Origin of the sequence: Mucilaginibacter sp. UYCu711 (assembly GCF_050433825.1) — a bacterium.
Lineage (GTDB): Bacteria > Bacteroidota > Bacteroidia > Sphingobacteriales > Sphingobacteriaceae > Mucilaginibacter.
In genome coordinates, this window is record NZ_JBNPWM010000005.1 from 293208 (window position 1) to 314926 (window position 21719).

Annotated in this window: 17 protein-coding genes and 1 other RNA gene; 4 read left to right on the forward strand and 14 right to left on the reverse strand. The window is 42.7% G+C overall.

Translation table 11 applies throughout. The features are described 5' to 3' along the window. Nucleotides 1-398: 398 nt before the first annotated feature. From ABIB50_RS12865 to ABIB50_RS12895, 7 genes are all read right to left on the reverse strand, one after another. Nucleotides 399-2339 (reverse strand): OmpA family protein, encoded by a 1941-nt coding sequence (locus tag ABIB50_RS12865; RefSeq protein ID WP_429380134.1) that lies wholly within the window; start codon nucleotides 2337-2339, stop codon nucleotides 399-401. A gap of 107 nt (nucleotides 2340-2446) precedes the next feature. Then, nucleotides 2447-4750, reverse strand: coding sequence for an InlB B-repeat-containing protein (locus ABIB50_RS12870; RefSeq protein ID WP_429380135.1), 2304 nt, complete (start codon nucleotides 4748-4750; stop codon nucleotides 2447-2449). 74 nt (nucleotides 4751-4824) lie between these two features. Further along, complete coding sequence (locus ABIB50_RS12875; RefSeq protein WP_429380136.1) at nucleotides 4825-5088, reverse strand: AraC family transcriptional regulator; 264 nt, start codon at nucleotides 5086-5088, stop codon at nucleotides 4825-4827. Then, nucleotides 5030-5266: a hypothetical protein gene (locus ABIB50_RS12880; RefSeq protein WP_429380247.1), complete on the reverse strand. Its 237-nt coding sequence runs from the start codon at nucleotides 5264-5266 to the stop codon at nucleotides 5030-5032. Before ABIB50_RS12880 ends, ABIB50_RS12875 begins: the two co-directional genes overlap by 59 nt. A 234-nt stretch (nucleotides 5267-5500) precedes the next feature. Next, nucleotides 5501-5870: a transfer-messenger RNA gene (ssrA, locus tag ABIB50_RS12885) on the reverse strand. A gap of 80 nt (nucleotides 5871-5950) precedes the next feature. Then, the gene (locus tag ABIB50_RS12890) at nucleotides 5951-7186 is read right to left on the reverse strand and encodes a pyridoxal phosphate-dependent aminotransferase (RefSeq protein ID WP_429380137.1); all 1236 of its coding nucleotides are present in this window, start codon (nucleotides 7184-7186) and stop codon (nucleotides 5951-5953) included. A 164-nt stretch (nucleotides 7187-7350) separates the two neighbouring features. After that, on the reverse strand, nucleotides 7351-7764 hold the full coding sequence (locus ABIB50_RS12895; RefSeq protein WP_429380138.1) for a DUF1573 domain-containing protein: 414 nt from the start codon (nucleotides 7762-7764) through the stop codon (nucleotides 7351-7353). Between the two features lie 274 nt (nucleotides 7765-8038). On the opposite strand from ABIB50_RS12895, the gene ABIB50_RS12900 reads away from it, so the two are divergent. The 3 genes from ABIB50_RS12900 (at nucleotide 8039) to ABIB50_RS12910 (ending at nucleotide 12093) form a co-directional block, all read left to right on the forward strand. Then, a complete protein-coding gene (locus ABIB50_RS12900; RefSeq protein WP_429380139.1) occupies nucleotides 8039-10471 on the forward strand; it encodes an alpha-ketoacid dehydrogenase subunit alpha/beta in 2433 nt (810 codons plus the stop codon). A 71-nt stretch (nucleotides 10472-10542) separates the two neighbouring features. Further along, nucleotides 10543-11121 (forward strand): nitroreductase family protein, encoded by a 579-nt coding sequence (locus ABIB50_RS12905; RefSeq protein WP_429380140.1) that lies wholly within the window; start codon nucleotides 10543-10545, stop codon nucleotides 11119-11121. Nucleotides 11122-11307: 186 nt separating this feature from the next. Beyond that, the gene (locus ABIB50_RS12910) at nucleotides 11308-12093 is read left to right on the forward strand and encodes a murein L,D-transpeptidase catalytic domain family protein (protein ID WP_429380141.1); all 786 of its coding nucleotides are present in this window, start codon (nucleotides 11308-11310) and stop codon (nucleotides 12091-12093) included. A 63-nt stretch (nucleotides 12094-12156) separates the two neighbouring features. Here the strand turns inward: ABIB50_RS12910 and ABIB50_RS12915 are convergent, their stop codons facing one another. Both ABIB50_RS12915 and ABIB50_RS12920 read right to left on the reverse strand, forming a co-directional pair. Beyond that, nucleotides 12157-12816, reverse strand: a complete 660-nt coding sequence (locus ABIB50_RS12915; protein WP_429380142.1) for a porin family protein — start codon at nucleotides 12814-12816, stop codon at nucleotides 12157-12159. Nucleotides 12817-12911: 95 nt separating this feature from the next. Next, on the reverse strand, nucleotides 12912-14336 hold the full coding sequence (locus ABIB50_RS12920) for a L,D-transpeptidase family protein (RefSeq protein ID WP_429380143.1): 1425 nt from the start codon (nucleotides 14334-14336) through the stop codon (nucleotides 12912-12914). Nucleotides 14337-14520: 184 nt separating this feature from the next. On the opposite strand from ABIB50_RS12920, the gene ABIB50_RS12925 reads away from it, so the two are divergent. Continuing rightward, entirely contained in the window at nucleotides 14521-15033 is a 513-nt protein-coding gene (locus ABIB50_RS12925) for a DinB family protein (protein WP_429380144.1), read from the forward strand. On the opposite strand, the gene ABIB50_RS12930 is transcribed toward ABIB50_RS12925, so the two are convergent. The 5 genes from ABIB50_RS12930 to aroA form a co-directional block, all read right to left on the reverse strand. Beyond that, the gene (locus tag ABIB50_RS12930) at nucleotides 15014-16270 is read right to left on the reverse strand and encodes an MFS transporter (RefSeq protein ID WP_429380145.1); all 1257 of its coding nucleotides are present in this window, start codon (nucleotides 16268-16270) and stop codon (nucleotides 15014-15016) included. The two genes, ABIB50_RS12925 and ABIB50_RS12930, sit on opposite strands and share 20 nt — an antisense overlap. 156 nt (nucleotides 16271-16426) lie before the next feature. Further along, nucleotides 16427-17602: a serine hydrolase domain-containing protein gene (locus ABIB50_RS12935; protein ID WP_429380146.1), complete on the reverse strand. Its 1176-nt coding sequence runs from the start codon at nucleotides 17600-17602 to the stop codon at nucleotides 16427-16429. Between the two features lie 239 nt (nucleotides 17603-17841). After that, nucleotides 17842-19074 (reverse strand): serine hydrolase domain-containing protein, encoded by a 1233-nt coding sequence (locus ABIB50_RS12940; RefSeq protein WP_429380147.1) that lies wholly within the window; start codon nucleotides 19072-19074, stop codon nucleotides 17842-17844. Nucleotides 19075-19295: 221 nt separating this feature from the next. After that, nucleotides 19296-20393 (reverse strand): chorismate synthase, encoded by a 1098-nt coding sequence (gene aroC / locus ABIB50_RS12945; protein WP_429380148.1) that lies wholly within the window; start codon nucleotides 20391-20393, stop codon nucleotides 19296-19298. A gap of 38 nt (nucleotides 20394-20431) precedes the next feature. Beyond that, nucleotides 20432-21712, reverse strand: a complete 1281-nt coding sequence (gene aroA, locus ABIB50_RS12950) for a 3-phosphoshikimate 1-carboxyvinyltransferase (protein WP_429380149.1) — start codon at nucleotides 21710-21712, stop codon at nucleotides 20432-20434. Nucleotides 21713-21719 lie beyond the last annotated feature (7 nt).

Here is a 21719-nt window from a genome sequence, read left to right on the forward strand (position 1 = left end):
GGAATTCATAATCTCAGAGTCATTGCTGTTCTGATATTGATAACGTTGTAAATTCATTACTGGCGGTATGGGCTAATTTTCAAAAATAGCGATTTTCAATTTTCCAATACTTAGTGTGTAGACTGAAAATAATTTCTCTCTCTTAAAATCCGGCTCCTTAGCTTTTGATCAAAGGAAAAACCTTGTTTCAAAATGTTTGGAAATTTCTATTACCATCTCTTTTATGGTCGATTAAGCGGTGTAGATAATTGCTTGCGGATTTTGAATTAATGGTTAGTTATGGTTAATTACTGATAGTGATATCGACGAATGATAATGTGGTAAAAACACCTACAGCTAACGATAAAATATCCGCTGTAGGTGTTGGTAACTCCGGGCTTTATTATTTTATCCGCTAATTATTTATTAATGTCAATAATAACTGTCCTGTTATAAAAACGTTCTTCGGGCAGATTGTTATCAAACGGCGCATGACTTGCATCGGCACCAAAGCCTGAAGTATCAAATTTCACATTGCTAACACCTTTGTTTGCAAGTGCACGTTCAATTATTTGCTGCGTTTCTTTCGCTCTGCTTTCAGACAGTTTTTGGTTGTAAACAGTTCCGCCAATAACGTCGGTATGACCATGAATAACTACGTTTGATCCGCTTGTTATTAACGGCGCGACCGTGTTGGTCAGGAATTTATTGTACTGGGCAATAGTGGTTGATTTATCAAAGCTAAATACAATGCTATAACGCACACCTTTTATAACCGTTTGGTCGGGGCGCTCTAAATGTACAGAGTTTGTTTTGGTAACAGGCGTACCGTTGGTGGTTTCGCCATTCATGGTGATGGTATAATCGCCACCCGGGCTATTTGCCAATATTGTTTGGGCTGGTATGTTTGCCACGTTACTGGTATAAGGACCATAGTGTTGTGACGGGCCATTTGCAGGCGCAACATCAACCGACCATGATTTTAATAACTGCTGTGCAGAATCAACCGTTAAAACAACACTTCTGTCAAGCGGATCCTCGTTTTCCATATAACTAACCGGTTTCATCATGCCACCGCCAATTTCGTCTAATAATTCGGGCGACGAACTTTCAATATCAACACGACGATTTTCTGCGCCTAAAAGGGCGAGATCTTTGGTGCCACCTATTTTTCCTGACGGTGGGCGTGGTTTAAAGCTGCCTTGTACCGCAATGCGTGAACCTTCAATCCCAAATACAGTAACCAGGTATTGTTTAACAGAAGCGGCAAGTGTTTTGCCATCGGAAGGGCCATTAACTGATGCTCCGTTTAATACTATAAAAGTGCCTGGGTTGGCACGCATACGGTCGCCGATAATGTTTAACAGGTTATGATATACATTTAACTGACCGGCAGAATGGCCGGGAATGCTTGTAGACTTTTGCTGTTGCAATTGCATCTCGTGGAAGTTAGCCGCATCGCTATTACTTAACAATACGTAACGGCTTGGTATAGTTGCAGACGCTTCATCAAAAAATACAGCATTAAGCAATGGTAAGGTTTCGCTCACTTCGCGGCGCGGCCCCATTGTTTTTGGTCCGCGTACAGCTAATGTAAACTCATGCGGTGCGGCAGCCGGTATAACAACCATTGGTGGCACAACGGGTTCTGGTGCTTTATGCCCCTTGCCAAATTTTAAAGCCATACCTATACGCAATGTTTGTACTGACATACTTTCAATACTACGTGGTTCCTGTCCAAAATATGGATGGTAAGAGGCGAAAGGCGATAAACTAACCTGGTGTATGTTTGTAGGTGCCGATAGCATAATATCATAACCTAAGCCTACCTGCCCGCCAAACATAAACTTCTTGGTGTCACTTAAATTGCCGGCCCTGTTTGGTTGTTTCTCTTGCGTGTATGTAAATTCGTTTCTGATGTTATAAGAAAATGTTGGGCCCGCGAAGAAATAAGTTCTGTTGGTTTTAAACCCTAAACGAATGCTTGGTTCGGCTGAGACATAGTCGATATTTGTGTGTAACGTAGCAAGGCAATTACATGGCGCAATAACATCGGTATACTTTGCACCACGGCCGTCGTAAGCTACATTAAGCATGGCACCTATAATAGGCGTAGGGCGATATTCAATTAAAACTGATCCGTAAGGACGGATGCCAAACGCTTTATGAAAAGCCGTAGGCACAACTAAATTACTGTTAAGCGTTTGGGTTGTACCGTCATACCAGTTGGCATTTGCAGCGCCAGACAAGCCGAACCACCATGTTGGTGGGGTAACCTGTGCTTCCACTGTGGTGCTGGCTAAAAATAGCATCATAGAAGCTATGATGGATCTTTTGATAGTTTTATATGTATTGAGCATAATGTTTTGTTTAATATTAATGTGTGGTTATGGATAGGGGTTCGACCGTGCCCCCGTTTCAAAAATTGATGAAACGGGGAATGGATCGATCTATAAATTAATAGGGATTATTGCGTGTTGATAGTTGTATTTACCATGGTAACAGAAGCTACAAGCGATATGGCCCTGCCGTTAAGTACGGTTTGAACCGTATTACCCGCTGTAGAGAAGGTAACTCCTGCACTTGAAATGATCGTACCAACCATTACCCCGCCACCGGCGGCATTGATTGTTGCAGCACTACCTACATACCAGTATACATTTTGCGCTTTAGCGCCGTTTACCAGCAAAACGCTACGTGCACCTGCCGGGCCTGCAATACCAACTGTTAATGATGTTGGTGCCTGGAATACCCATACCGCGTTTGGATCGCCCTGCGCATCAAGCGTAAGGTTGCCGTTGGTGATTTTAAATGAACCACCTGCAGATTTATAGGTACCCGGTGCAAGGGTTAAATTACCTAACTCGCCCGCGCCCGGATCAGTACCACCCGGCCTGTTAGCCGGCGAAATGCTGATATAGAAAGCATTGGCTGCAGCCAGCGCAAGTGTAGCGGTATTGAATTTTGCAGCAGTACCGGGGAAAGGCGGTGCTGAATATATACCGCCGGTTACTAAACCTACGTTAAGCGGCGTTTCGGTATAAACATCGGCAGTTAAACCATCATGGAAACCGGTAATTAAAGTAGCTGCCGCTGTGGTGCCAATTGAACCGTTGTTAATTACCGTATTTATACCCTGATTAGTTATACCTGCAGCACCACCAAACGCGCCAAAAATAGACGAGAATAAAGGCGGTGTTGCGGGTGTAGCTATAAAGTTGGCGGTAATGTTTTTATTAGCGTTCATAAGAACCGATAGTGGGTTAGCACTACCTGAAGCATCGCCAGTCCATGACGAAAACGTAAAGCCGGCATTTGGCGTTGCCGTAAGCGTTACCGTAGAGCCTGAATTGTATGTAGCCAGGCTTGGATTTTTAGCTACCGTCCCGTTTGTGGCTGTTACGTTTAATGTATAAGTGTTTTGTGTAAAATTGGCGGTGATGTTTTTATTAGCATTCATGACTACCGATAATGGGTTTGCATTACCTGTAGCATCGCCACTCCATGAAGTGAATGTGAAACCGGCATTTGGCGTAGCGGTAAGTGCTACGGTAGTACCGAAATTATACACAGCCTGATTTGGATTTTTATCGACAGCTCCGTTTGTTGCTATTACGTTTAACGTATAAGTGTTTAGTGTAAAGTTGGCAACTAATGCACGATTAGCAGCTAACGGGAAAGTATACGCAGCACTTGTTGAAACGATTGCACCGTTATCTGTCCAGTTAACAAAAGTATAACCAGGGTTGGCTGTAGCTGTAGCCGTTACAGACGTGCCTGCTGAATATGAGCCGGAGCCTGTTGTCGAGCCACCAGCAATTGGGCTTGATGATAGTACCAAGGCAAATTGCGAAGCCGGAACAGCGGAGAAAGTGGCTGTTAAAGTTCGGTTTGCAACTATTTGGAACGTATATGCTGGACTAACTGAAGCAATTGAACCATCAGTGTTTTTCCAGTTTACAAAGCTAAAGCCTGCGCTTGGCGTTGCTGTTACAGTTACGTTGGTACCTGCGTCATATGATCCTGAACCAGCGGTTGTTCCACCATTTACAGGTACTGCAGATACTACTACAGCAAACTGCCCGGCCGGTACGGCTACAAAATTGGCGGTTAATGTGCGGTTACCAGCAACTACAAATTGATAATTTGCGCTTACTGATGCCACAGTTGCATCAGCATTTGTCCAGTTTTTAAAAGTAAAACCGGTATTAGGCGTGGCAGTAACCGTAGTTGTCGATCCCTGCGCGAAATTACCGGCACCAGTGGTAACACCACCGGCAACAGGGCTTACCGTTACAGTAATTTGCGGTATTGTGGTAAATGTCCAAACAAAATCGCTGGTTAGCGCGGTGTGGAATCGATCAGCCGCACTGGTAGTTATCGTGCCTGTGTATACAGCAAATGGCAACAATGCTACGGTTGGCGTAAAAGTATAAACAGCCGGATTAGCTGTCGTAGCTATCTTGCCTCCAATAGTTGTTGCACCCTGTTTAATTACAAATGTAGAATTGTTAATAGTAGTGCTATCCATAGGCGTATTAAAGGTTGCAGTGATCACCTTATTAAGGGCCACATCTACTGCTTTATCCATCGGATCGGTCAACACTGTGGGGCATACGCCTTGTACAGCAACAAACTTATCTTTCTTACAACCAATGCTTAATAAGACAAGCAAGGCAGCCATACACCAAATGGCGTTAAACATTTTTGGATAGCTCGGGCGGTTAAGCACTGGCGTATTATCCATAGTCAAAGTAAATTTTTGTCTCATGAAATTTGTTTTTAAATAATGTAATTAAATGACTTGAAGTCTTATACGTTGATCAGGTGTCATATGTTATAAAATTATTCACACATTTCCAGTACGACAGGGCTTTTATATGTAAGGTGCTTAAAACAGGAAGGGGTTACGCCAGGAATATTTTTAAATTGGGTAGATAAGTGGCCAACACTGCTATAATTTAAATTCCGCGAAATTTCGGTAATGTTAAGGTCTTGGTTGCAGATGAGTTGTTTTACCTTTTTATCCGGTTGGTAATAATAAAATTTTCTATGGTCGATCCCTGGTGTTCTGAAAATATATTGGCCAGGTAAGTATATCCAGGTCAAGTTTCTTACTTAAGTAAGTAGAAAAGTTGGTTTTTATTATAACATCAGAATTATTTAACCTATCTAATACCGCGTTTTTTATCTTTTCGATTAATATAGCTTTTTTGTTATCTATCAATTCTAACCCTGCTTTATGCAGCACTACTTTAAGGTTGGTAGTTTGGTCGGAAGATAACAAAAGGTCGGCAGCAATATCTCGAAACCAATCCCGAACATTTTAGTCGTATTGTACATGACTATTCAGAAGACCCAAAAGGACTTATTATTTGGAAAGACCTGGTGGAAGAAAAATTATTTTGAAAATTCAATTATCATTGTTTGAGAACAGCTACTAATTTCAGCCCCACACTTGGCCCCATAATTAATAAAATATCTCATAACTAATTGAAATTAAATTAGTTATGAGATATCGAAGTGGAGCCGGAGGGATTCGAACCCTCGTCCAAACATGGTACAAGATATGCTTTCTACGTGCTTAGCATCTGTTTAATTGTAGGGAAGGGGAAGGTCAGCTGCTTACCTGTACCGTCTTCCTTAGGTGTTTTGTTTCGCCTGCTATGCACACCATTAAGCAGGCTATTTTCGTTTTACGATGCCCCGATTGCCGATCCAACGAAACGGAAAACCGGCGGGACAAAAGCTATGCTAATTCTAAATTAGGCAGCTAAGGCGTAGTTATTTTCGCCATTTGTAAGTTTGAACGTTCAGATTTAAGCGCTAATTCATCCAACGCGCTGCATGCTTACATACTCATCTCCATCCTGTCAATTCCGGTCGACCCCATTTTGAGGTAAAAGCTGAAAGAATAAACCTTAAAGCTTGACAAAGGTACTAAACTTTGACCAAAGCTTAAGCTTTCTGTTTATAAAAAGCTTTCTGCTTTTGGCATTGAGCTTTCAGCAATTGTTCTCCCCGGGTATACTTTCAATGCTTCCTCTAAACAAATCATCGCTTTAGCCAGGTCGTCATTGTTTAAAACATAGGCCAGGCGTACTTCTTTCATGCCCGCCCCGGGTGTGCTGTAAAATCCGGTAGCAGGGGCCATCATAACCGTCTGATTTTCATAACTAAATTCTTCCAGCACCCACTGGCAAAACTTGTTCGAGTTGTCAATAGGCAACTGCGCCATTACATAAAACGCACCGCCTGGATTAGGGCAGTATACGCCTTCCATGCGGTTAAGGGCATTAACAACGGTGTTGCGGCGGGTAGTATATTCCGCTTTTACGCGCTCAAAGTATTCGTCTGGCGTGTCTATAGCCGCTTCGCCTGCAATTTGCTCAACTAAGCCGGGGCTAAGGCGGGCTTGGGCAAATTTTATTGCAACCTCCCAAAACTTTCGGTTCTTACTAATAATACAACCCAAACGAGCGCCGCAGGCACTGTAACGCTTACTTACTGTGTCAATTATAATCACGTTCTCTTCCAGCCCATCTAAATGCATGGGTGATACAAAAGGCTGATCGCCATAACAAAACTCCCGATAAGCCTCATCAGCAAACAGGTAGAGATCATGTTTTAACACCAGCGCTTTCAGCGCTTCCATCTCCTCGCGCGAGTACAGGTACCCGGTAGGGTTATTAGGGCTGCAAATAAAAATGGCGCGGGTTCTGTCAGTAATGTTTTTCTCGAACTCGCTGATAGGAGGTAAGGCAAATCCATTCTCGATATACGACATAATCGGCCTTACTATAACATCGTTTTGACTGGCAAAACCGTTGTAATTGGCGTAATACGGTTCTGGTACTATCACCTCGTCGCCGGCATCAAGACAGGTCATGAAGGTTATTGATATCGCTTCAGATCCACCTGTAGTAACAATAATATCATCAGTAGTAATGTTGTAGCCAACCTTATTGTAATATTTGGCTAATTGTTTACGATAAGATAGCGTACCCTCTGACGCGGTATATGCCCAAACTTTAAAATCAATATTTTTAACGGCCTCTATCATCCCCGTAGGGGTTTCAATATCAGGCTGGCCTATATTAAGGTGATATACAGTTTTGCCCTGGAGCTTGGCTTTGTCGGCAAAGGGTGTTAGCTTACGGATAGGTGAAGCAGGCATTCGCTGCCCTTTTCGGGATATATTTGGCATTTGGCAAAAGTAATAAAAAGGTGATAATTATGTCGATAGAATTAGTAGATTATGTATTGGATAGTAAACTAAACAAAAAAGGCCCGAAATATTTCGGGCCTTTTTTAATTTTGTTATTGACCCTGTGCCTGCCTGTTATGGTAGCGCAAGGTTAACCTAAACAACTACCGTGTGCTTGGTGCCGCTTTGGCCGCAGGTGCCGCTACAACTTCGCCAATAATTTTTAGATATTTTTGTGGGGTTTTAGCATTGCTTGTTACCACAATAGTTTTATCAAATGGTGCTACAACTGCTGCGTTGTAAGTAATAGTGATTTTACCGGTGGCGCCTTTTAAAACAGGTGTTTTGGTATAATCGGCAATAGTACAGCCGCAGGTTGGTTTAACTTCGGTTAAAATAAGTGGCTCTTGTCCAATATTAGTATAAGTAAAAACGGTAGTTACCGGTTTACCCTGTGGTATAGTGCCAAAATCATGTTTTTCCTCGTTGAATTTAAATTCAGCTTTGTTATCAGTTTGGGCCGATGCATTAAAGGCAAAGCCTAAAACCACTGCACACATTAAAATTAATTTTTTCATAATTAGTTCTTTGAGTATTACAAATATAAAAGGTTTAACGGAAATTAAATTATATAGTTTCAAATTTACTTTACTATCTGATATTACGATACACTGCTAATTTTTTTTCACGTTGATTATGATGTATTTAAGTAGGGGCCGCATATCCAATTATTACAGGTTAAGATACAATTGCTATCTTGTGTAAAAACTAATAGGTTATGCGGATGTTTTAAAGATGCACATACCAATTACAAATTAGAATTTTATATTTTTACATCTTAAATAAATATCTATGCCTGAAACTGCAAATCCTGGTGCCGGTAACAATACTATTGCTGAGCTGAGTTTTGATGATTTCAAAAGTATTGTAATTAAGGATTACCGTATAGGTTATGAAAGCAGGCAGGCCAGTATTATTGGCCGCCGCGAAGTACTTACGGGTAAAGCCAAATTTGGAATATTTGGCGACGGTAAAGAGGTTGCCCAACTGGCCATGGCTAAAGTATTTAGAAAGGGCGACTGGCGTGCGGGCTATTACCGCGACCAAACTTTTATGTTTGCCACGGGCATGAGCAACCTTAAAGAGTTTTTTGCCCAACTTTATGCAAACCCCGATATAACAGAAGATCCCGCATCAGGAGGTCGCCAAATGAATTGCCATTACGCCACCCGGTTTATAAATGAGGACGGCAGCTGGAAAAACCAGGCCGAAACCATGAATTGTTCAGCTGATATATCAACAACCGGCGGTCATATGCCTCGTTTATTAGGCTTAGCATATGCATCAAAATTATACCGCCAGAACAGTGATCTTGCGCCATTAACTAATTTTTCTGTTAATGGTAATGAGGTTGTTTTTGGCACTATAGGTAACGGCGCAACATCAGAAGGTTTATTTTTTGAAGTGTTTAATGCTGCCGGTGTACTACAGGTGCCTATGGCAATTTCTGTTTGGGATGATGCTTATGCTATTTCTGTACCCGCCAGTATCCAAACTACAAAAGAGGATATATCTGAGATATTAAGCGGCTTTCAGCGCGAGACCGGGACAAACGGTTACGAAATATTTAAAGTACGCGGTTGGGACTATGTGGCCCTTTGCGAAACGTATGAACGCGCAATAGCCGTTTGCCGTGAAGAGCATGTGCCGGTATTGATCCACGTGGTGGAGATGACACAACCGCAGGGGCACTCTACCTCCGGTTCGCACGAGCGTTATAAAACAAAGGACCGCCTTACCTGGGAAAGTGATTACGACTGTTTATTACAGATGCGTAACTGGATGGTTGAATCGGCAATTATTACTGAAGAAGATATAACCGCCTTAGAAGATGAGGCCAAAAAATATGTGCGCGAATGCCAGCGTGAAGCCTGGAATATTTTAGGTGATAAAATAAAAGCCGAAATAGACGAGGCGGTACAGCTGATAAATGCGCTTAGCCATGTATCCGAGTTAAAGAATGAACTGGAGGATGTTTCTGCCGAACTTTTGGCTTGTGTGGATCCGGGCCGTAAAGACGCCGCATCGGCCATACGTAAAGCATTACGCCTAACGGTTTCGGAAAATTCTGACGAGAAATACGCGCTCATTGAGTGGCTGACCGAGGAAAACGCAAAGAACAAAGAGCGCTTTAATTCTAAACTGTTTACAGGTTCGTCATCGTCGCCATTAAATGTTAATGTGGTACCTGCCCATTATGAGGAAGATGCCGCACTTTTAGACGGCCGCGAAATATTGAACGCCTGCTTTGATGCCAATTTTGAGCGCGACATAACCATAGTAGCCTTTGGTGAAGATTTGGGTGCTATTGGGGATGTTAACCAGGGATTTGCCGGCCTGCAAGCTAAGTATGGCGATATAAGGATAACTGATACAGGCATCCGCGAATCAAGCATTATTGGTAAAGGCATGGGCCTTGCCATGCGTGGGTTAAAACCAATTGCCGAGATCCAATATGTAGATTACCTGTTATATGCCATCACCGTATTAAGTGATGATTTGGCAAGCTTAAGCTACCGCACTGCCGGCGGGCAAAAAGCGCCGGTAATTGTGCGCACTCGCGGGCACAGGTTAGAGGGGATCTGGCATTCGGGTTCGCCGCTGGGTATTATATTAAATGCGCTACGCGGATTGCATGTTTGCGTGCCGCGTAACATGACCCAGGCTGCCGGTATGTATAATACTCTGCTTCGTGGCGATGAGCCGGCTATAGTTATTGAATGCCTTAACGGATATCGCCTGAAGGAAAAATTACCAACTAATGTGGGCGAGTTTACCGTACCGTTGGGTAAGGTTGAGATATTAAAAGAAGGCAGTGATATGACCGTCATTTCTTACGGATCAACCCTGCGTATTGTTATGGAGGCGGCTGCTGAGCTTGAAAAACTGGGCGTAAACATAGAAGTAATCGACCCGCAAACACTATATCCATTTGATATTGATAACGTATGCGGCAACTCCTTATATAAAACAAACAAGCTCTTAGTGGTTGATGAGGACCTTCCGGGTGCTGCATCGGCTTATATATTGCAAAAAGTGCTGGAGGCTCAAAAAGGCTATTATGCTCTCGACTCGCCGCCACGTACCTTAAGTGCCAAAGATCACCGCCCGCCTTATGGCTCGGATGGCGATTATTTTACCAAGCCATCAGTTGATGATGTCATCGAAGCAGTTTACGGCATGATGCATGAAAGCAATCCGGGTAAATATCCGGCGATATATTAAATTATTGAATTACAGAATTATTGAATGAGTGACTGACAGTCACTCATTTTTATTTTAAAACGTTTTATTTTATGTTTGATACATTCTCCACTATATCCACCATCATCAAAAACCGCCGCACAATAAAACCTTTTATGATGAACGGTAATAAAATACCCGATGAACAAATAACTGAACTTTTAGAACTGGCCGACTGGGCGCCAACCCACGGCCTTACCGAGCCATGGCGCTTTACAGTTTATGCTGATCCATCGCAGTTTTGCCATAAGCATGCCGAACTATACAAGCAAAACACACCTGCTGCTGAGTTTACACAGGGTGTTTATGATAACTTTTATAACCAGGGTAATAAAGTGTCACACGTAATTATTGCGGTTATGCGACGAGGCGATCTGCCTAAAATACCGGCTTTTGAAGAAATTGCCGCTGTTTCAGCCGCTATCCAAAATATTTTGCTTGGGGCTACAGCTTTAAACATGGCCTCTTTTTGGAGTACGGGAGGCATGATACTAAAACCTGCCATGAAAGCGTTCTTAAACTTACGCGGCGAGGATGAAGTAATAGGTGTGTTATATTTGGGTTACGCTGATGAGCGTCCGCAGGGTGTTAGGCAGGTGGCGTTAACTGATAAAGTTAAGTGGGTAAAATAACACAACCTTTTTTATGCCTTTTCGTAAAACCAATTATAACTTAATTACTGATGTAATTGCTTTGTCAGTTTTTAAATAATCGTTAATAAATTTTATTTATTGGTAATTTTTGAGTATATTTGTATAGCAATTATAACAACTCACTCCTGATTTTTAATAAATTATTGACTTAAAACTCAACAAAGTATGAGAAAACATTTTTGGTGGATAGGCTGCGTTTCTTTAGTATTATTTATAAGTGTTATTGGCTTTAAGCCGGTTAACGCTACAAGAACTACGGCAGCTTACAAAACAACAATCCCTACTGCAAAAGAATTATTTGCGCAATACGTAAGTACTGTTTACCAAACAGCGCGTTTGCAGGAAACAGGGTTAACTTTCGAAGTTTTTCAAAAGGCTTTAACAGGTTATTTCAATATCAAGTCGGCTAATAAATTGCAAAACGGCTCGGTTATTACTGTAGTCGATTTTACAAAGTCAAGCCGCGAAAAACGCATGTGGATAATAGATCTGTTTAACAAGCATCTTTTATTAAATACCTGGGTAGCTCACGGACAAGGTAGTGGCGACGATATGGCTACAAACTTTTCGGACACTAACGAGTCTCACCAAAGCAGTTTAGGCTTTTTTTTAGCTGATGATGTTTATGTGGGTAAACATGGTCGTTCATTACGTTTGGATGGCTTAGATGCAGGCTTTAACACCAGTGCGCGTGCACGTGGCATCGTAGTACACGCTGCAGATTATGTAAGCGAAAGTAATATAGCCAGGGTAGGCCGTTTAGGCCGCAGCTTTGGCTGCCCTGCTGTATCGCCCGAGGTTGTGTCGCAGGTTATCAATACTATAAAAGGTAAAACCGTTTTCTTTATTAACGGTAATAACCCAAGCTACAACTCAAAATATTTAAGCGAGAATGTATTAGCGAATTTTACTTCGCCGGAGGTTACAACTACAGATTCTGTAAGATTGTAACAAATAATTATTTAACAAAAACGCCCTTGAGAAATCAGGGGCGTTTTTGTTATGTTCCGACTATTAAAACGATTGGCCTATAGATAGATAAAACGTCCCCGTTTTTGCTGACGTGGCGCCAATGTTTAAATCACTGTTTTGAAGGATGTTAGAAAACCCAAAATCAATATTAATACTTACAGCAGTGCCTGACGCTGTTTGAAAACCTAAAACACTTGTAAGCCCTAAATCAATAGATTTAAAATCGCCGTTATTACCAAATGTCAATTTTTCTTTTGTCGTAACGTCATTTATTGTTTTCTCCCTGGTGCCGTTCAACCCTAACGAAATAAAAGGACCTCCTCCTAAAAATATGTTGGTTCCCTCATCATTAAGAGGGATATGGCCGATAAGATCTACCGGAATTTCTAAATAATGTAATTTATAAATGTCGGCAACATTGTATATAGTAGTTTGTTCATTAACTGTCGAACCCTTACCCTGATAAAATATTGAAGGTCTAATAGAAAAGTAATCATTAAATGTAATATCGGCATTAAAGCCAATTGAAAACGGATATGCTAAATTCGGCTCAACATAAAGTTGATTTGGAGCCTTTATTGAAAAGGTTGAAAAGTTAGACCCACCAGCCAAACCAAATGTGATTTTGGTATCGCCATAATTTTGGCCGAAAGAAAAAAACGTGGCGCCCATTAGACAGAGAGTGAATAGTATTGACTTCATAGTGATAAGTTTAACAAGACTAAGTTATAAACTTATTTAACAAAAATGCCCCTGAGATCCAAGGGCATTTTTGTTGTAGTTACAAAATGTTATGTTTACTTCACCTGTGCCAATGCATTATACAATACCGTATCCAACTCATACACATCGGGCCTTATTTGTATGGCGCCAGTAGTATCGGCCCAGGCGGTTATATAAGTAATATATACCGGGATGTTAGGGGTTAGGTTAACAGTTGTCGGGTCAGGTTTGTCTGATGCCATGTCCTTTACTATCAGGTCGAATTTAGGGCCTTCACCAAATAAGTTATGCGCAAGCCCTTGTGGGTCGCCTAAACGTACGCAGCCGTGGCTTATAGCACGCATGGGTCTGTTAAAAGCTAATTTAGCCGGGGTGTCATGCAAATAAACACTGCTTTGATTTTTAAACATAAACTTTATTTTACCCAGCGAATTATCATCGCCCGGCTTTTGTTTAAATTCATAGTCGCCTTTTGCTGCGGTGGCCCAATTGATATCATCAGGGTCAACCAGGTTACCGTTCTTATAAACGTTAATACCTTTATTTTCTAAATAATATTTGTCTTTAGCAGCCTCTACCATTATTTCTTTACTGGCAATGCTTTCAGGGATGTTCCAAACGGGGTTAACATCCACACTATGGATGTTGCTGTTTAGCTGCGGCGTAGAGTGTTGATTTGGCTTGTCAACTTTATCGGAATCTACATAGTTGGTCAGATCGGTTTTGCCGTAAGGATTACGGCCTTGTCCAACACAAACCTTCATATTTAACACAGATTTGCCATCATCCACCACATCAAGCCTGTAGTCAGCTATGTTTACTACCACGTACTTTTTCTCTAACGGTTTGTTTTTCCACCTTAAGCGCTCAAGATTTGCAATAATCACGCGTTTAGCGTTTTCGGGTGATGTGCCAGTTATTGCAGTGCCATTTGCAAGCGCTTTTTGTAATGCTATATACGATGGGTCTTTAGGCTGGATACTGTCTAAATAGGTTTTTATATCTGTTATCTGGAAGATCCTTTGCGCCGACGTACTATCCGGACGCACGGTTTTGGTATAATATCTTGCGTAAATATTTTTAGGATTAACCACACCGTATTGCAGGGCATTGCTGTATTTTATAAGCGAGTTTGCAGTAAGCAGTTCCAACTCGGCAATAGCATGGTAAGCCTGGTCGAGTGTTTTGATCTGCTTTTTGTTATAAAACTTATTAATGAGAGCGGCCATTTCGTCAGCGTTAAACATGGAAGGATTAAGTCCATGCTCGCCGGCTTTCGCGTAATACATTACCGCGGTTTTCAGGTCCTTATTAAAGATATGATCCATTACAAATATAGGGTCATAGCCATTGGCTTCATAAAACGCGCTTATAGTTTTAGGGTAGCTCAGTTTGGATTTTTCTTCCTCTAAAACTTTTTGAAATACTTCTGCGCAGCCTTCGGGCGTTACATCTTTAAAAACTTTATTTTTGGTTTTCAGATACAGGTTCTTACCCATATCCGAGCGGCTTTTTTTGCAGCTTTGAAAAACAAACGTAAATGCAAGCAGTAGCATTGCAGTTATTTTGACGAATTTTTTAGTATCAGTTAGCATAAGTTTAAATTAATATAAATTGCTAATAGCAATAGCTATACCACATATTATAAAGATGCAATAAATTGCCTACATAAATATAAAATACATGGCAGATGATAAAAAGCTTGAAGTATGGCTGCGCGGTCCGTTAGATGGCGTACCACCATTATTGCAACCCGTTGCCCATGCATTATTACAGGCACGCGAGGAAGTAAACGCCTTTATGGCCGATTTCCCCGAGATACTATTATGGGTAAAGCCATCGGGCCTGGCCTCGCCGGCATTTCATTTACAGCATTTGGCCGGGGTGCTTGACCGGTTATTTACTTATGCACGGGGCCAACAATTGACGGAACACCAGCTTACGAAATTAGCGATGGAAGGAAAAATGCCCGAAATAACATACAGTGTTAATACTTTACTGGAAATATTTAACCGCCAGGTTGATGATGCTATCAGGCAATTAAGCCACGCAGATGAACTTACACTAACACATACAAGAGGAGTGGGGCGCAATCAGCTACCATCAACCGTAATAGGTTTGTATACCCATGCTGCCGAGCATATCATGCGACACGTGGGGCAGTTGTTGGTTACCGCTAAGATGTTGCGGGGGTAGTGCTTTGGTACCGGTGCAAAAACCAATACCCCGCCGAACTCACCAGGCATAAGCCACCCAGCAACCACCACAAAGCGCTAAATCCGCCATAATAAATAACATTACTTCCCAAAAACGGAGCAATGATCTGGGCGGCCGACCAGGACATGCTAAACAATGCGGCATATTCGCCACGGTTATGCGGAGTGGTGCGGCTCACCCAAAACGAGTTCATGAAAGGCATGGCCAGCATTTCGCTAAAGGTTACTATTATAACCACTATAACGGCAGAAATTACTGTGGCCGGTAGAATATTTAAAAACGCAAAGGCTACACTGCACAATGCTACACCGGTGTAGATATAAAACATCCCGCTGCGGCGGCCCTCTAACTTATGTACCATCACCATTTCAATAACGGTAATTAAAACACCGTTAAGCGCCATTAGCAAACCAATAACACGTTCGCTAAAGTGCCAGTTTAGTTTAAAAAATACGGGCTGCATCACCATAAATTGGTAGAAGCAGGTAGCATATAGCGTAAGCAATACTATAAACCATAAATAAGGTTTGTCTTTATAAGGCGATGTTTTTATTACTGTTTCATCTTTTTTCTTGTAGGTTTTTGCCACCGCCGCCCGTGGCATTATAAATAGCAGCAATACTGCGGCAAGCACATTGGTGCAACCATCAACCCAAAACAATAAATGATAATTGATGGCTGCCAGGAAGCCACCCAAACCACCACCAACGGCCCAGCCAAGATTTATGGCTAACCGGTTTAACGAGTAGGAGCGGGTACGGTTAGCGTCTGAGCTATAGTGTGCAATTGCTGCCGAGTTAGCGGGCCGTACAGATTCATTACAGAAACTAAGCACAAATGTGCCTATAGCCAGGATGATGAAACTATGTAAAAAGCCTATCGATATATAAAATAACCCACCGCTTATTAATGCACCGATTTGTAAATCGTAAAAGCCAATTTTGTCTATTAGTTTACCGCCGGTAAATGATCCGCTTAGCGCACCTGCACCATACAAAGTCATGATAATGCCCGCCTGTACAATACTAAAATGTAATTGCTGGATACAGTAAATACTCAGGAAAGGTACCACCATTGTACCTGCCCGATTTATCAACATCACAACAGACAGGTACCAGCTATTTTTAGCAAGACCAGTGTAAGCGTTTTTGTATAATTGGATAGTATAGGCAAGCATGGCAGTAAAGGTTTTTCGGGATACCGGTATGATTGACATCCTGATGTTTATACCTTTAAAAGCAGAAAGGTAACCCTATATGCCAAATAATATTTTGTGGGTGCGCAATTGTCATTCTGAGTGACAGCGAAGAATCTATACACCATTTTTATCGCGCTTATAAGATCCTTCGCTATCGCTCAGGATGACAAACCATTACTTATCAAACAGGTCAATATCCGGCCATTTTTTTATTGCTTCTTTTATCCGCCACATCAACCTGTCCAGGTCGCCGCCAAAGTTACCATCGGTACGGGTGTTAACCAATACCGCCCAGCTAAAGCCAGTTGATGTGTTTACAGCTAACGCCTGCTCGCCGGGTAAGCTGCCGTTGTGCCAATGGTTGTTGGCACTGTTCACCGCCCAGCCTTTGGCGTAATTTGAGCCGGATAACGAAGGCGTATAAAGCTCTTTCAGCGTTTGAGTTTTTAATAGTTCAGGTTTATATGGATTATAATTTAACCTAACCAGCAGCTTAACTAAGTCGGTAGCTGTAGCTATCCAGCCACCATGCGAATCCATACGGCGCTGATCCATTTTATAGGCCCATCCGCCTTTATCGTAATAATAAACTTCATTAACTTTTTGTTCGGCCAAAGTATTGCCGCCAATTTCCATGGTGGTAATGCCGCATTTGTCAAGGATGTTTTTTTGGATAAAGTCTGCGTAAGGGGTACCGGCGATCTTTTCAATAACCCGGCCCAGTAAACAATAACCGAAGTTTGAATATTCATAGTGCGTACCCGGTTGGTTAACCAGTGGCATATTATTTAAGGTCCAGTTTATGAGTTCGCGCTGGCTCATCCTGGGGTTCATAAACATGGGGTCGTTGCCGCTATTGCCCCAGCCACCTGCGGTATGCTCAAGTAAATTTGCTATGGTAATATCGGTGATCCACTTTTTATACGGTTGGCTGCCGTAGGCGGTACCAAGCACACCACCTTCGCCAAAAACTTTATCGCTTAATTTCAACTTGCCCTGCTCAACCAATAGCATAATACCTGCCGATGTAAATGGCTTGCTCACACTTGCAATACGGAAACGGCTTCCTGGTTTTACGAGTTCATTCTTAGACGAATCGGCGTAGCCATAACTGCGTTGTAATTTTAAGCTGTCGCCCCTGGCTATCGCGAAGGATAAACCGGGCACATAATATTTCTGCATAAAAGCATTTACCGCGATGTCCACATCGTGGATATCAACTACGTAGAAATCTTTAGGATAGGGTTGGTTAGCAGTTATTTGAGCCCGAACGTTTGTCGCGATAGCAAATAATAATATACAGCATACGGATCTGTATAGGCTTTTGTAGGATTGGGTTTTGGCTGGCATATACGAATATACGTGATGAAGCTATATGATAGCTAGAACTTTTTCCTGATTATCCCCGCGATAAGTAGTGACAGCATTTGAGCGAGTGCCGTCTGCAGCATATAGAATCAATAGACAAACGAGTGCTGTAGGCACGACACATATTGTAAATTATATGGACCGTAGCCTACGACTCTTATTTATTATGAAATTTTACATTATTGGCCGAGGCTACGCCTCTTGTTTGTAATTGTTGGTGGCTACTTTTCAAACAAATCAATATCAGGCCATTTTTGTATTGCTTGCTTTACGCTCCACATTAATCTGTCCAAATCAAGCGCATACTGGGTTTCGTTATCCGCGCGGGTGTTTACTAATACCGCCCAACTAAACCCTGTAGCAGTATTTACCGCCGAAGCCTGCATACCGGCCATACTGCCGCTATGCCAATGGGTATCGAAATTATTTACTTGCCAGCCTTTGGCATAATTTGAACTTGGGATGTCAGCGTCGTATAGCGTAGCTAAGGTTCTCTGTTTTAATAATTCAGGTTTTTCGGGGTTATTATTCAACCTTACCAGAAATTTAACAAGGTCGGTAGCTGTAGCTATCCAGCCACCATTACTATCTATACGGTGCTCGTCCGCTTTATAAGCCCAGCCGGTATTATCGTAATAATAAACCTCATTATGTTTTCTTGTTGCAGGGATGTTGCTGCCAATTTCCATGGTAGTAATTCCGCATTTGTCTAAAACGTTTTGTTTAACAAAGGTGGCGTAGGGTGTTCCGGTTATCTTTTCTATCACCCGGCCCAATAAGCAATAACCAAAGTTTGAATAATCATAGTGCGTGCCGGGTTTGTAAACCAATGGCCTGGTGTTTATGGTCAGGCTAATCAAATCGCGCCGACTTATTGAATAGTTCATCATAGGGTCGTTAACCGTTCTATCCCAACCACCTGTAGTATGCTCCAGTAAATTAGCTATCGTTATATCGGTAACCCATTTACCATAGGGCCTGCTGCCATAGTCGTCACCCAATAAGCCGCGGTCACCAAACACTTTATCGTTCAATTTTAATTTGCCCTGTTCCATCAACAACATAATAGCTGCCGAGGTAAAGCTTTTACTTATACTGGCTATGCGGAAGAGACTTTCGGGTTTTACCAATTCGTTTCTGGATGAATCGGCATAACCATAGGTGCGCTGTATTTTTAAGCTATCGCCCCTCGCTATAGCAAATGATAACCCAGGGACATGATATTTTTGCATGAAACTATTTACCATGATATCCACATTATGAATATCAACCGGGTAAAAACCTTTAGGATAGGGTTGGCTAGCGGTTATTTGAGCACGTGCGTTTATCGCGATAGCAAATAATAGCGCGCAGAATAAGTATTTGTATGATTTGATGGAGACAGGCATGTACGAATATACAAAACGTGTACGACGGTGCAAAGATTGCGATAAATACCTAAGTTGCTTAGGCATGATCCACTTTTAGCGATCCACTCCTAAAAAGTGCCCCAAAAAGGCCGTTTTTTGCCTATGCTGATTATCAATAAATTAACCCAATAATGAACTTAAAAATCCTGACGGATACTGGGTGATCCACAGCGATCCGCTCAAAAAGTTAAATGGTTGATTTTAAGATAGTTACAAGAAAATGGCGATCCGGGTGATCCACATTTTAAAGTGGATCGCTTAGGTGCTTATTGGGGTAGGATGGTGTTCCTGTTCCTCAACCAATGATCGGCAATAACCAGGGCGGCCATAGCCTCAACAATAGGTACGGCGCGGGGAACAACACAAGGATCATGACGACCCTTGCCGGAGATTTCGGCAGCGTTACCGTCAGCGTCAACAGTTTGTTGGTTATGCATGATGGTAGCAACCGGTTTAAAGGCCACTTTAAAGTCGATAGGCATACCATTGCTGATACCACCCTGTATCCCCCCCGAATAGTTGGAAATGGTTTTAACGTCGCCCAAATGCGTTTTAACGAAGATGTCGTTATGCTCTGACCCGCGCATCTCGCTACCCGCAAAGCCCGATCCAAATTCAAAGCCGTGCACCGCATTAATGCTTAACATGGCCTTGCCCAAATCGGCATGCAGCTTGTCAAAAACAGGTTCTCCTAAGCCAACCGGGCAGTTCAGGATATGACAGCTTACTTTACCGCCAACGGTATCGCCATCCAAACGTACCGAGTCGATGAACGTTATCATTTCTTCGGCTGTCGCCGGATCCGCGCAGCGTACAATGTTTTTCTCGCGTTCGTCAATAAACTCCTGCGCGCTCCTGATCTCTACATTAGGGGCCTCTATTTTGCCCACACTGCTTACATGAGCTACGATCTCGATGCCTTGTGTTTTTAACAAAAGCTTCGCTAACGCGCCTGCTGCAACCCTCGCCGCAGTTTCGCGGGCGGATGAACGGCCGCCACCCCGATGATCGCGGATACCATACTTGGTTTGATAAGTATAATCAGCATGCGAGGGGCGGAACACGTCGGTATTGTGGCTATAATCCTTACTGCGCTGATCCTCGTTCGGGATCAGCATCATGATAGGGGTGCCGGTAGTTTTACCTTCAAATACACCTGACAGGATGCGGACAGTATCGCTTTCTTTGCGTTGCGTGGTGATCTTGCTCTGGCCGGGCTTGCGTTTATCCAGCTCACCCTGGATGTATTCCATATCCACCGGTAACTGCGACGGGCAACCGTCAATAATTACTCCTATAGCTTCGCCATGCGACTCGCCAAATGTGGTTATCCTGAATAATTGCCCGAATGAATTGCCTGCCATTGTAAGTTATGAGTAATGGGTATTGAGTTATGAGTTTATTATATATCTTTTACTTCAAATCCTACTTTTTCCAGGTCGGTCCAGAAGGCAGGGTATGATTTTTCTACTACCAGTGAGTCTTCAACCTCAAGCTCAGGTATCACCAATGCCAGTGGCGCAAACGCCATAGCCATCCGGTGGTCATCGTAGGTGTTGATGAACATACGCTCAGGGATAAACTTGCCGCTGCAATCCAACTTATAGGTCTGGCCTTTCTCTATCAGCTTAACGCCCATCTTGCCCAGCTCGTTTTGCAGGGCTGCTATACGATCGGTTTCTTTGATCTTTAAAGTTTCCAGGCCGGTAAAGGTAGCTTCGTGGTTTAAGGCCGCACAAACAACTATAATGGTTTGAGCCAGGTCAGGGCACTCTTTAAGATCAAAGATCTTGCGGCTGATAGGTTTTGCTTCCTTCACCAAATGCACCCCACCATCCCTAAATTGCGAGGTAATACCAAAGTTAGCCATGATCTCGGTTATTACGCTATCGCCCTGTAAACTGTATTGGGTAAGGCCGTGTAGAAACAAGTCGGCAGTATCAGCTAAAGCTGCAATAGCATACCAGTATGATGCTGCGCTCCAATCTGGCTCAATCGGTAATACGGTCTCTTTAAACTCCTGGTTAGCTATGCTGATGACGTTGCCGTTCCATTGATGCTGTATACCTGCCTGTTGTAACATCGCCAGGGTCATCTCTACATAGGGGCGTGATGTAAGGTCGCCTTCAATATGCAGTTCCAAGCCCTGTGGTAGTTTTGGGGCGATCAACAATAACGCCGTAATATATTGGCTGCTGATATCGCCTTTTATGCTGATAATATTGGTTTGCTGTTGAATGCTGCCCTTTATGCGGATGGGAGGGAAGCCCTCGTTTTCCTCGTAGCTGATCTCGGCACCCAACTTGCGTAACGCATCAACTAAAATACCTATCGGGCGTTGCTTCATGCGCTCGCTGCCGGTTAAAACAACCTCTTCGTCTTGCAAAGTGTAATAAGCAGTTAAAAAACGCATGGCAGTGCCCGCAGGGCCTATGTTAACAATTTTATGCTCTAACTGGTGCGTAATAGGCGATGCTTCGTAACCAACGGTTTGTAAAGTAAGGCCAAGTACTTTTGATAAGGTAACCGCATCGGCGGCGTCTGAGATGTTTTCAACCCGTACCTTATCATGGCTTAAAGCCTCAATTACCAGCGCACGATTGCACTCGCTTTTTGAGCCTGTAAGACGCACCTCGCCATTTACCGATTTGCTTTTTGTAGTAAGCAGGATATTATGACTCATTATATTT

Coding starts and splice junctions, on each gene's coding strand:
- ABIB50_RS12930 (WP_429380145.1), bottom strand. CDS start 16,270: ATGTCAATCATACCGGTATCCCGAAAAACCTTTACTGCCATGCTTGCC.
- ABIB50_RS12915 (WP_429380142.1), bottom strand. CDS start 12,816: ATGAAGTCAATACTATTCACTCTCTGTCTAATGGGCGCCACGTTTTTT.
- ABIB50_RS12940 (WP_429380147.1), bottom strand. CDS start 19,074: ATGCCTAAGCAACTTAGGTATTTATCGCAATCTTTGCACCGTCGTACA.
- ABIB50_RS12935 (WP_429380146.1), bottom strand. CDS start 17,602: ATGCCAGCCAAAACCCAATCCTACAAAAGCCTATACAGATCCGTATGC.
- ABIB50_RS12895 (WP_429380138.1), bottom strand. CDS start 7,764: ATGAAAAAATTAATTTTAATGTGTGCAGTGGTTTTAGGCTTTGCCTTT.
- ABIB50_RS12910 (WP_429380141.1), top strand. CDS start 11,308: ATGAGAAAACATTTTTGGTGGATAGGCTGCGTTTCTTTAGTATTATTT.
- ABIB50_RS12865 (WP_429380134.1), bottom strand. CDS start 2,339: ATGCTCAATACATATAAAACTATCAAAAGATCCATCATAGCTTCTATG.
- ABIB50_RS12905 (WP_429380140.1), top strand. CDS start 10,543: ATGTTTGATACATTCTCCACTATATCCACCATCATCAAAAACCGCCGC.
- aroC (WP_429380148.1), bottom strand. CDS start 20,393: ATGGCAGGCAATTCATTCGGGCAATTATTCAGGATAACCACATTTGGC.
- ABIB50_RS12920 (WP_429380143.1), bottom strand. CDS start 14,336: ATGGGTAAGAACCTGTATCTGAAAACCAAAAATAAAGTTTTTAAAGAT.
- ABIB50_RS12925 (WP_429380144.1), top strand. CDS start 14,521: ATGGCAGATGATAAAAAGCTTGAAGTATGGCTGCGCGGTCCGTTAGAT.
- ABIB50_RS12890 (WP_429380137.1), bottom strand. CDS start 7,186: ATGCCAAATATATCCCGAAAAGGGCAGCGAATGCCTGCTTCACCTATC.
- ABIB50_RS12900 (WP_429380139.1), top strand. CDS start 8,039: ATGCCTGAAACTGCAAATCCTGGTGCCGGTAACAATACTATTGCTGAG.
- ABIB50_RS12870 (WP_429380135.1), bottom strand. CDS start 4,750: ATGAGACAAAAATTTACTTTGACTATGGATAATACGCCAGTGCTTAAC.
- aroA (WP_429380149.1), bottom strand. CDS start 21,712: ATGAGTCATAATATCCTGCTTACTACAAAAAGCAAATCGGTAAATGGC.